Genomic DNA, 11,271 nt, shown 5'->3' with positions numbered 1-11,271 from the left:
TACTATGAGGAAGGAGCATACACTGCATGAATCTTTTATGGGGAATTGGCGGCGTGATTGGAGTATTAGCAATTGCATTCTTACTATCTTCCAACCGCAAAGCTATTAATTGGCGCACAATTTTAATCGCGCTAGCATTACAAATGTCATTTTCATTTATCGTATTACGATGGGATGCTGGTAAAGCAGGTTTAAAACACGCTGCTGACGGTGTTCAAGGATTAATTAATTTTTCTTACGAGGGAATTAAGTTCGTTGCTGGGGATTTAGTCAACGCAAAAGGACCTTGGGGATTTGTATTCTTTATTCAAGCACTACTTCCAATCGTATTTATTAGTTCATTAGTAGCAATCTTATATCATTTTGGTATTATGCAGAAATTTGTTAGCGTCGTTGGTGGTGCATTAAGTAAACTTCTTGGAACTTCTAAAGCAGAAAGCTTAAACTCAGTAACGACTGTATTTTTAGGACAAACTGAAGCTCCAATCTTAATTAAACCTTACTTAGCACGCTTAACAAATAGTGAATTCTTCACTATTATGGTAAGCGGTATGACAGCTGTTGCTGGATCTGTTCTTGTCGGCTATGCAGCAATGGGTATTCCGTTAGAGCACTTATTAGCAGCTGCAATAATGGCAGCTCCATCAAGCTTATTAATTGCGAAACTCATTATGCCAGAGACAGAAAAAGTAGATAATAACGTTGAACTTTCTACAGAACGTGAAGACGCAAACGTTATCGATGCAGCTGCACGCGGTGCATCTGAAGGTATGCAACTTGTTATTAACGTAGCAGCAATGTTAATGGCTTTCATCGCATTAATCGCTTTATTAAATGGATTATTAGGATGGGTTGGTTCTCTGTTCGATATTAAACTTAGCCTTGATTTAATCTTCGGTTACTTATTATCACCATTTGCAATCTTAATCGGGGTTTCTCCTGGTGAAGCTGTACAAGCAGCAAGCTTTATCGGTCAAAAACTTGCAATCAACGAATTCGTTGCATACGCAAACTTAGGACCACACATGGCAGAGTTCTCTGACAAAACAAATCTAATTTTAACATTTGCAATCTGTGGATTCGCAAACTTCTCTTCTATCGCAATTCAATTAGGTGTAACAGGAACGTTAGCTCCTACTCGCCGTAAACAAATTGCACAATTAGGGATTAAAGCAGTTATCGCTGGTACATTAGCGAACTTCTTAAATGCAGCAGTTGCAGGTATGATGTTCCTATAAACTTATATAGAGTCTTCTCTTTCTACAAGAGGAGACTTTTTTCATGCAATCCAAGCGTCTTTTATGCATCTATTAATCACCTTATGCCAAATATAAGAACATTATGATACAATAATGTTTAAGTCTTTTTATTTTTCTAATGAAAATAGCGATACTACTTATCGTTGCCCTTCAAAAGAATGTAACGACATGGTCAATTTCTTAATAATTGTGCATACTACAAGTATCTATTGATGAAATAGCTTTAAGGAGGAAAGTTTTGTGAAAGATAAGTTCTATAAAATCCTCTCTATGTGGATTCTACAAATTGTATTTTATTTTACTACTGTACATGTGACGAATTATGAGCATGCGCTCATTTTTACAATAATATACGTAATCGTAAATGTACTATTCTTATTTTTAGCTGACAAAACAGCATTTATTTTCTTCATACTAGGAACCATTATTTCCGTATTTTATTTGTTTTATGAAGCATGGCTTCATTTATGGAGTACATCAGATCAATGGCAATATATGATTACCCACTTCCTGATGGCAGCTAACTTCTTCATTGTATACATAACAACTCACCTATTGAAAAAAGTGATTCATGAAAATAAAACTTTAACTGAGCGTGTGAGAACGTTAGAACAATATATTGGAGAATCAAAATTACTAACAAGACAAGAATTCGAGAGACGCCAAGCATTATTAACAACTGCAATGAATCGTCGTAATGAAACAGGCGTTATCATTTACTTTGATTTCACTCCCTTTAGTAAATATACGAAGGAAAGTGTTATGGACCGTGTAGCTTCCTTATTAGTTGAAACGGTAAGGAATGATTTTGACCTTGCTGCTGAATATGATAATAATACGCTAGTTATTTTATTACAAAACACAAATGAAGCTGGTGCTGACATTGTAATGAACCGCCTAAAGCCAAAAATGGAGCAATGGCTTGCTGCTGAAGCAATCCGAGATATAAAAATTTCACGCGAGCAAATTGGAAACAAAGGACAGACACTGTTATGATGACTCTCGTTATACTTCTTTTATTCCTTCTGTTTTGCGTACTCGTTTTTTGGATTAGTATCACATTTTCAATTAAATATGTACTTATTTTTACGGCCTTTCTATTCTCTGGCTTACTCGTTTACTACTCTTTCTTAACAATCGCGGGCTTAATTCACCGAAATAGTAAACGAAAAGATCGTACATTAGACCATTATCCAAGCGTCGATATTTTCATACCTGCCCATAATGAAGGCGTCGTTATTAAAGATACTTTAGAGGCGATGGCGCAGATTGAATATCCAGGAAAACTAACTATTTATTTATTAAATGATAACTCTCAAGATGAAACACCTGAAATTGGCGATGATTTCGACAAAGCTTATGCTCATATTCGCCATATTCGTGTTCCACCCGGTGAACCGAAGGGTAAATCACGTGTACTAAACTACGGCCTTAGTATTTCAGATGGTGAATACTTCTGTGTGTACGATGCAGATAACCAGCCTGAACCACACGCACTGCGAATGCTTGTAGAACACGCTGAAACAACTAAAGATGCTGTTGGAGCTGTTGGACATGTTCGTACAGTAAATGAAAAGCGCAACTGGCTGACGCGAATGATTTCACTGGAATTTCAAATCTTCCAGCTCCTTATGCAATCTGGACGCTGGTTACTATTCCAAACAGGCTCACTGACAGGAACAAATATGCTTCTTCGTCGCTCCGCACTAGAAGAGCTTGGTGGCTATGACCCTTATGCAATTGCAGAAGATGCTGAATTAACATTAAGAATTACACAAAAAGGTTATCTCTTACCAATCGTCCCAGAATCAGTTACTTGGGAACAAGAACCAGAGCATTTAAAAATTCTTATTAAACAACGTACACGTTGGCTCCAAGGGAATTTATACATTTTAGAAAAAATGTTCTCATCATTAAGTTTCTTTAAAGGAAAACTTCTCGTCCATTCCTTACAACAAGTTCTAGTGTATGTTGTATTTTGGCTATTCCTAATCATTTCGAACGTTTGGTTTGTAATTGGGCTACTCGGGATATTCCAAATTCAATATAGCATCCCGCTACTATTTATGTGGTATGTCGCATATATTACATATGTTTCTCAATTATTTAGTGCCCAGAGTGTCGAACGAACCTTTACACCGACTAATATTTTTATTAGCGTTATTATGTACTTTACGTACGCACAGCTCTTTACGTACTTATTTATTCGTAGCTTAATCTTATACTTACGTGCAAAGAGCAAGAAACAAGTCATTGGCTGGGATAAGACAGTTCGATTCAAAAAAGAGAAATAATAACAATAAGCACAGAGCGCCGTATGCTCTGTGCTTATTTATTGCCGTATAAATTATATATCAGACAATACCCCTTAGCTGAAAGTAATTTCACGTCCATCCCCCAACGAACGATCGACCTTCATTTATATACGAAAAAGTGATTGCTATTTTTGTAGAACCAATTGCTTCTCTTGCTGTTCTTTGCGCGTTTCAGTCTTAGGTTCCGTGCTTTCTTGGACACTACGATGTGCCACACGTTTCAAACAAATATGCTTCCACTTTCTTTCGTAACGTTTCATTATTCTAGATGTCCCCCTTGAATGCGCTTTAAAACTATTTGAAATCGCTTACAGGAAATAATATAGCACATATATATAAACGTGACAACACATTTCCGACATATTTTTGACAAAAATACGAATAGAATTCGTAAGGTATCGAATATTGTCGAAACCTATCGTTTTTTCTTCGTATAAAAGGCATACTACTTATATGGTAAAGTATTTTATTTCCCCTACCCGCATTTCAAATTCCTTCTATATAAAGTGAAACTTTCATTAGCCATCACCAATCGTACTTTTACAGGCAAATAGAGAAATAAAAAAGAGCTGATATGAAATCAGCTCTTTTCCTTCTATTATTAATGACGCTTCATACGTCCTTCTTTTTGTAACTCTTTAAATAATGCCACCATCATAAAGAAAATAACAAAGACGAACGGGAATGCTGCAATGATAGCTGCCGTTTGTAAGGCTTCTAATCCGCCAATATATAATAGCGTAGAAGCTATCGCGGCTAGAACGATACCCCAAATCATTTTAATACGATTGGGTGGGTTTAAACTACCATGTGTCGTTAACATCCCTAAAACGAATGTTGCAGAGTCTGCAGATGTAATAAAGAATGTTGCAATAAGTAAAATACCTAAAACTGATAAAGCTGATCCAAAGCTGCCCATCTGATCGAACATAGCGAATAATCCTACTTCTGTTCCCATTTCTTTCACTTTGTCGAAGATATGTGCATCACCAAACAACTCCATATGAATACCAGTACCGCCGAACACAGAGAACCAAAGTGCACCAATTACGGTCGGCACAAGTAACACACCGATAACAAACTCACGAATCGTACGACCTCGTGAAACACGAGCAATAAACGTACCTACGAACGGTGACCACGCAATCCACCATGCCCAATAGAAAATTGTCCATGACTGAATCCATTGATTCCCACCTTCGTCTAATGGACTTAAACGGAAACTCATACTTGGCAATTCCTGAATATAAGAACCGATTGTTGAAGTGAAGTAATTCATAATAAAGTTTGTTGGACCTGCAAATAATACAATGATCATAAGTGCAAATGCAAAAATAATATTCGTATTACTTAAATATTTAATTCCTTTATCAAGACCTGTTTGCGCAGATAACATAAATAATACTGTTACGATTGCAATAATAACTAACTGAGTCGTTAATGAGTTCGGGATAGATGTTAAATAACTAACACCACCTGCAATTTGTTTCGCACCAAGACCTAATGACGTTGCAACACCAAATACAGTTGCGAAAACAGCTAACACATCAAATGAATGAGCAATACGCCCGTGTTCCCCGCCCTTAAATAACGGACCTACTGTCGCACTAATCGTACTTGCTTTTCCTTTTCTAAAAGTAAAGTAAGCAATACATAACGCTACAAACGCATATAGTCCCCAAGGATGTAATCCCCAATGGAAAAACGAAAAACGCAGTGCAAGGCGCGCACTTTCCTCAGTTGCACTATCTCCAAACGGAGGTGCGTATAAATGGTTTAATGGTTCGGCAACGCCCCAGAAAACTAAGCCAATACCCATACCAGCACTAAATAACATAGCAAACCATGTCATATAACTATAATCAGGTTCATCATCATCTTTACCTAAACGAATAGAACCGTATTTCGAAACAATTAAAAAGATAGACACACCTAAAATAATAGACACGGAAATAATATAAAACCACCCGAACTTACTAACTAATGCAGTTTGAATTGCGGTTGTTACATTTCCTAAGCTACCTTTTCCAATAATAGATTCGGGAATAATCCCCCAAATTGTAAATGCAATACATAATGTTAATGAAACGATGAATGTTTTTGTCAGTTTCCTCATCAAATCCCCCTTCGTAGGTTTCGCTTTTGTAAATAACATAAATTCCGATATGTAAAATCGGATAGAAAACTATAATTTTGCGGTGATTTTCTTACTTTCACCTTCACCAATTCGAATTCTTATGGACAGCCTTACCTTTCGTATAACTTTTTCACTCTGCAAGAGCTACAAGTTAGAAATACTGCTGTCAAATTGTGTGAGAAAAACGCGGATAGGAATGTATTTTCCTAAAAAAGGATGTGTTACATATGTAAAAAAGGGCAAAGTTCTTCCTTGCAACCCTTTCGTTTTGTAACAATTATGCGGTTTTTTTGCTAGTATATAGCACGTGTTTATAGCTTCACAAACAAAATGTTTATGTTTATATAACTATATTACCCATAAAACGGTAAAATACTCAAGGAATGTAATCGTTTAGTAAACATCATGTAACATCCCTGTAACATTTTTATTTACGTCGAAAAAAACATGTTGTATTAAATATTTTGAATATAACTAGAAACCTATGAGTCATATAGAATGAAAAACGCTTTCCTATATTTTTTGTTATATTACAGGATGTTAACGACTTATTACGAATGGTTTGTAATTGTGTGTTTTCCTCAAATCCGAAAAAATCTGTTGCTATAATGAGGACACGAAAACAAACGCAATGGAGGCTATCATGAAAAAATTAATTGGTATAGCAACAGCAGCAGTTTTTGGTCTTGGGATTTTCACATCATCTGCTAATGCAGAAACTGTTGTAACAACAGACGTACTAAACGTACGCGAAAACCCTACTACTGAATCAAAAGTTGTCGGTAAATTACTAAACGGTAATAAAATAGATGTTCAAAATACAGAGAACGGATGGTCAAAAATTACTTTAGACGGTAAAGACGCATTCGTAAGTGCAGAGTTCACAAAAAGCATCTACTACGTAACAGCTAACGTATTAAACGTACGTGCTGAAGCGAACACAAACTCAGAGGTTCTTGGAAAGTTGAAGAAAGACGATGTAATCGAAACAACGAACCAAGTACAAAATGAGTGGTTACAATTTGAATATAACGGGAAAACAGCTTATGTTCATGTTCCTTTCTTAACAGGTACAGCACCTGTAATTGAGAAACAAGAAACAACTGCTCCTGCTAAAGCTGCAGCTGCAGCACCAGCTAAGGCTCAAGCACCTGTAGCACAAGCAAAACCAGCTGCTAAGCCTGCTGTGAAAGCTGCTGAAACTAGCACACCATCTGGTGGTCGTGAGTTAACAGTTGTAGCTACAGCATATACAGCTCACCCGAGCGAAAACGGTGGCACATATGGCGGCCGTGTATTAACTGCAATGGGTCATGATTTAACTGCGAATCCAAACATGAAAATGATCGCTGTTGACCCGAAAGTAATCCCATTAGGATCTAAAGTATGGGTAGAAGGTTACGGAGAAGCTATCGCTGGAGATACTGGTGGTGCAATTAAAGGTAACCGTATTGATATCTTACTTGGATCAGATAGCGCTGCTCAAAAATGGGGACGCAAAACTGTTAAAGTGAAAATTTTAAAATAACCAATGACTGCTAAATTACAAGCCGGTTCTCTTTATTGAGAGCTGGCTTTTATTTATTTATAATACATATAAGGAGGCTACGCCCATGAATGTGCAAGCAAAAGTAGACTGGATTGGTACGCCAAAACCGTACATATATAAAGATGAAGTGACATATAACGCTACTTCTATTGATTTTTCACTCGCTGGCGATGATAACCGCTATAAGTTAATTGTGCTCAAGTCTGAAAACAATACACATTACAAAATTGTGCAATATGGAATAAAACCAGGCTCTCAAAAGCCATTTCCTATCGACATTCCATTTGAACAAAACATGTTACCAATTATAGAGCAAATATTACATGATCCATATGTACAAGCGATACTAAAGGAAACACACTCATAATTGTAAAAAAATATATCAACGATTTTTCAATTATATCTATCATAAATCGCAATATATCAACGATTTTTCGATTATATCTATCATAACTTACGATATATCAACGGTTCGACACGAAATATCGATTTAGCTACAAAAAAGAAGCTGTTCAAATATTGAACAGCTTCTCTCATATTAACGAGTTGGACCAGATACATCTTCTGATTTCAACGTATTATTTGCACCAAGAGAATGATACAACATCTTTCCATTTCCATTCACAGTTACAATATGTTCGTTATTAAAACTTTTGAACTTCACAGATCCATCACCGTAACGAATATGATACTCTTCATATGTCGTTACTTTATATTTCGTAGCACTTTGACGCTCTACATTACGAACTTCCATCGTTAATAAGTCTTCTGTAATTCCTTTTTTGTGTAAATACTGTATATAATCACGGTCTTCCTTATACGATTTCCCGCCCTTATCATAATTATTTTCAATTAAACTAAAATCATTTAATGAAATTGCACGTACGTTATCATAAATATGATTTCTTACAAATTCGCCCACTGCTGAACTTGATGTTTCTTTCGGGAATTTTAAGTAATATGTGCTTTGGTCTCCAATTTTAACACTTTCAGATTTCATCACACCAAGATCAGTAGTTTTCTCTAAATGTACTTCTACTGTTTCATCTGTGGATACAGGGCCAAGCTTATAACTTCCATAATTTAATTTTCCACGTTTTTTCCCATTCACAAATACAGTTGCATCACTTTCATCAGAAGAAATGCTTACATACTTGCCTTCAAGCGATAAATCCACTTTCACTTTCTCGCTCTGTTCATCCGCTAAATCTACTTCTTTCTCTGTTTCTAATTCAGTAAGTTCTGTCTTCGCCGTTGCCTTTACAACATATGTACCTGGGAAGTATGGCCCCAACTCTTTCGAATTTTTATCACTAGAAAGCTCTGTTTCTTTTTTGTCATTCACATATATTTCTGCATTCTTTGCAGTTGTACTTACATTCATATAATAAGATTTCATGCTGAACTTATACTTTGGATATAAGAACCACTCTTTTCCCTCTTCTACTATTTCCCCGTCTTTAAATGCAGGTTTATCTTTTGTTAACTTTTGATCTACTGTCTCTTTCTGTAAATAAGACAGTAATTGTTTGTTGTAAGAAGGATTCTCTTTTAAATAACGCATGTACGCTTTAAGATCCTCTGTCTTAATCTTTAAGCTTGAATCATTTGCTTTTACAAACTCATCGATTGCATTAATATCTTTCTTTTGGAATGCTTCAATCATTACATTTACTTGCTTTTCTTTTGAAAACTTATATGCTCCAAATTTATATGCCCCAAATAATAAAATAACAATAATAGCTAAACCAATGATTAAAAATAAATTTCTCTTACTTTTCACTGATTTTGTCTCACTTTGTAATTCTGTATATGAAGCAGCAGTGTTATCAACGATTACTTCTACTTTACTCCCACACTCAGGACAAAAGTTCAAATGGTCTGCAACGTTCTTTTTACATGTTCCACAAAACTTCAACGTGCTCTCCTCCTATTTTTTAGCTAATTTCATTCCAGCAAATGCTGCTACATATGTCACAATAAAACTAAACAAAATTAAATATGTAAATGAATTTTGCATAGATAGTACTGTTCCGCTTGTTCCAAATAAACTTGTTACAGTTCCTGAAACATTAATTTGGAACTTAGAAATCATATTCATTACAATCATCATAATTGTGTAAGAACCACTGCATACCGCTAATGTAATATATATATTGGCAGTCGGTAATTTAGCTAACTTTCTTCCCGCTCTAAACATAAAGAACAATGGAATAATAAGCAGTAATAAACCGTAATGGAATACGTTATTCACTTTATCAAATTCTGCAAGGCTTCCCTCATTTGCTCCTTTTGAAATCAATATCTCTCTAAGCTCTACGCCATTTACAGAGACGCCTGATATAAATGAAAACGATAGTGTGCTCTCATATGCATTTGATTTCTTACCAATTCTAGTAAATTCCTTACTAAGTGCTGGACTTGATACTTCTAACGGCGCAAAATGAGCCATACTCCATAATTGAGGTGTTAACTCTAATGCTAATAATGTACTTTCAGATTTTAAAGTTGTTATTTCTTTTAATGGTTCAATACCGTCTTCCTTACTTACTAACGCCATAATACAAACCGCTACTGCTGTTACTAAAAGTCCTTTTATCATAGCCGAAACACCGTAATAAACAGACGCTCCATATGGCATTAACTCTTGAAATGCTGCTGCCATATTGTTTTTGCTTGTATGAGCAATAAATCCTAATAAGGTAAATAATGTCCCACATACAAAACCACTCAATAAACTCTTCATCGCTGAATAGCCAACCGTAATCTTACCTGCTTCTGAGAATGGGATTGCAAAAGATTGTGATGCTATAAAACTTATAATGAATAAAAAGACTCCATAAATAATACCAACTGTTGCTGCCATAAAGATTTGATCTTTAATCGTTTTCGCAACATGCTGTTTCCCTAACCAAATTCCTGTACCAGCGAAAATAATAAATGGAATGATTAATAATAATGTAAATGGAGTATGCCAAGATAAAGAAAATATCAATCCACTATCATCGTTAGCTGTAAAACCAAGTAAATGGTAACTTAACATCGTAGAAGTTGCACTCGAATAAAAACTTGGCAACATTTCTAATTCTTTCGCAAATTTGCTAAACATCTCACTTAACATAGAGGCAAATAATAAACTACCAATCCAACCAGCAATTAACATGAGAATACTTGCAACAGCCCCACCAATAAAACCTTTTTGTAAAACGGCTTTATCTGCTTTAAATTCAACTTTAGGAGCACCATCCATTGTAGGCAATTTTACAGTTTGTTCTTTTTTCTTCACAACAGATAAAGAATACCCACACTTTTGACAATATAAATTTTTTTGAGCATTTTCACTGCCACAACCTCTGCAGTATTTTGCAGTATCTTTTTCTAATGTTACTGCATCTATAGCTCCTGCAATCTCCATACTACCTTCATTTGGGCAATAATTTACTTCTTCACCATGTTGTTTTCCACATGTGCGACAATACATTTAATTCACTCCCCACTTTGCTTAATTCCACAAACTGGACAGTAAGTAGAGTTTTTATCGATATGCTCATTACATGAAATACAATTTACCGTTTCACCTTCATTTTCTACTGTTAACATCGGGTTAGGCTTTCCACACGAACCACAAAACTTATCATTTATTGATAAAGGTCCACCACATTCACATGTAGCTTTTTCACCTTGTTGTTTTTGCAATTCAACAATGCGCTTTCTTGCTTGATAAATAGCTACATCAAATTCTTGAACTGGAGCAATCATTTCTTTTAAGCTCGCTTCATTTACTCCACTTCCTCTTAATTGAACATACACTTGCTGTCCAACCTCTAATAGAACCTCTGCTTTTTTCTGCATTTGCACTTGCATTCCCTTTTTCAATTGAGCAATTTCTTGTGCAACTTGCAACTTCATTTTCCCTTGTTCTATTCCTTCTTGTAACTTATTCATTCCACTACCTAACTTCGTCTGTAAATCTGACAAATCATTTCTCCTCCTATACATATATATTCATAT

9 protein-coding genes are annotated in these 11,271 nt (G+C 35.5%); 5 read left to right on the top strand and 4 right to left on the bottom strand.

The genetic code is table 11. The features are described from left to right. The first annotated feature begins 26 nt into the window (after nt 1-26). From ACTFN4_RS15950 to ACTFN4_RS15940, 3 genes are all read left to right on the top strand, one after another. Nucleotides 27-1,238 (top strand): NupC/NupG family nucleoside CNT transporter, encoded by a 1,212-nt coding sequence (locus ACTFN4_RS15950; protein ID WP_001051019.1) that lies wholly within the window; start codon nt 27-29, stop codon nt 1,236-1,238. A gap of 261 nt (nt 1,239-1,499) precedes the next feature. Beyond that, complete coding sequence (locus tag ACTFN4_RS15945; RefSeq protein WP_074553758.1) at nt 1,500-2,255, top strand: diguanylate cyclase; 756 nt, start codon at nt 1,500-1,502, stop codon at nt 2,253-2,255. Continuing rightward, nucleotides 2,252-3,553, top strand: coding sequence for a glycosyltransferase family 2 protein (locus ACTFN4_RS15940; protein ID WP_439962526.1), 1,302 nt, complete (start codon nt 2,252-2,254; stop codon nt 3,551-3,553). The genes ACTFN4_RS15945 and ACTFN4_RS15940 overlap by 4 nt, the downstream gene beginning before the upstream one ends. Nucleotides 3,554-4,175: 622 nt before the next feature. Here ACTFN4_RS15940 and opuD read toward each other — a convergent pair. Then, entirely contained in the window at nt 4,176-5,690 is a 1,515-nt protein-coding gene (gene opuD / locus ACTFN4_RS15935) for a glycine betaine transporter OpuD (RefSeq protein ID WP_144560810.1), read from the bottom strand. 664 nt (nt 5,691-6,354) lie between these two features. Between opuD and ACTFN4_RS15930 the strand changes: the two genes are divergently transcribed. Next, nucleotides 6,355-7,239 carry a cell wall-binding protein EntA gene (locus ACTFN4_RS15930; protein ID WP_000733325.1) on the top strand — a complete coding sequence of 295 codons (885 nt, stop codon included), beginning with the start codon at nt 6,355-6,357 and terminating at the stop codon, nt 7,237-7,239. Nucleotides 7,240-7,324: 85 nt separating this feature from the next. Then, nucleotides 7,325-7,627 carry a DUF3910 family protein gene (locus ACTFN4_RS15925; protein ID WP_001102539.1) on the top strand — a complete coding sequence of 101 codons (303 nt, stop codon included), beginning with the start codon at nt 7,325-7,327 and terminating at the stop codon, nt 7,625-7,627. Between the two features lie 171 nt (nt 7,628-7,798). Here ACTFN4_RS15925 and ACTFN4_RS15920 read toward each other — a convergent pair whose 3' ends face one another. From ACTFN4_RS15920 to ACTFN4_RS15910, 3 genes are read right to left on the bottom strand one after another with little or no spacing between them, the layout of a single operon-like run. Next, nucleotides 7,799-9,178 carry a zinc ribbon domain-containing protein gene (locus ACTFN4_RS15920; RefSeq protein ID WP_439962525.1) on the bottom strand — a complete coding sequence of 460 codons (1,380 nt, stop codon included), beginning with the start codon at nt 9,176-9,178 and terminating at the stop codon, nt 7,799-7,801. A gap of 12 nt (nt 9,179-9,190) precedes the next feature. Next, on the bottom strand, nt 9,191-10,741 hold the full coding sequence (locus ACTFN4_RS15915) for a zinc ribbon domain-containing protein (RefSeq protein ID WP_000271649.1): 1,551 nt from the start codon (nt 10,739-10,741) through the stop codon (nt 9,191-9,193). Between the two features lie 5 nt (nt 10,742-10,746). Continuing rightward, nucleotides 10,747-11,238: a zinc ribbon domain-containing protein gene (locus ACTFN4_RS15910; RefSeq protein ID WP_001281754.1), complete on the bottom strand. Its 492-nt coding sequence runs from the start codon at nt 11,236-11,238 to the stop codon at nt 10,747-10,749. Nucleotides 11,239-11,271 lie beyond the last annotated feature (33 nt).

Origin of the sequence: Bacillus cereus group sp. MYBK95-2, from assembly GCF_051915225.1 — a bacterium.
GTDB lineage: Bacteria > Bacillota > Bacilli > Bacillales > Bacillaceae_G > Bacillus_A > Bacillus_A cereus.
This window is presented reverse-complemented; position numbering and strand designations above follow the sequence as displayed.

What these genes read in the sequence shown, in the direction of transcription:
- ACTFN4_RS15950 (WP_001051019.1), top strand. Translation starts at nt 27, where the DNA reads ATGAATCTTTTATGGGGAATTGGCGGCGTGATTGGAGTATTAGCAATT.
- ACTFN4_RS15940 (WP_439962526.1), top strand. Translation starts at nt 2,252, where the DNA reads ATGATGACTCTCGTTATACTTCTTTTATTCCTTCTGTTTTGCGTACTC.
- opuD (WP_144560810.1), bottom strand. Translation starts at nt 5,690, where the DNA reads ATGAGGAAACTGACAAAAACATTCATCGTTTCATTAACATTATGTATT.
- ACTFN4_RS15930 (WP_000733325.1), top strand. Translation starts at nt 6,355, where the DNA reads ATGAAAAAATTAATTGGTATAGCAACAGCAGCAGTTTTTGGTCTTGGG.
- ACTFN4_RS15925 (WP_001102539.1), top strand. Translation starts at nt 7,325, where the DNA reads ATGAATGTGCAAGCAAAAGTAGACTGGATTGGTACGCCAAAACCGTAC.
- ACTFN4_RS15915 (WP_000271649.1), bottom strand. Translation starts at nt 10,741, where the DNA reads ATGTATTGTCGCACATGTGGAAAACAACATGGTGAAGAAGTAAATTAT.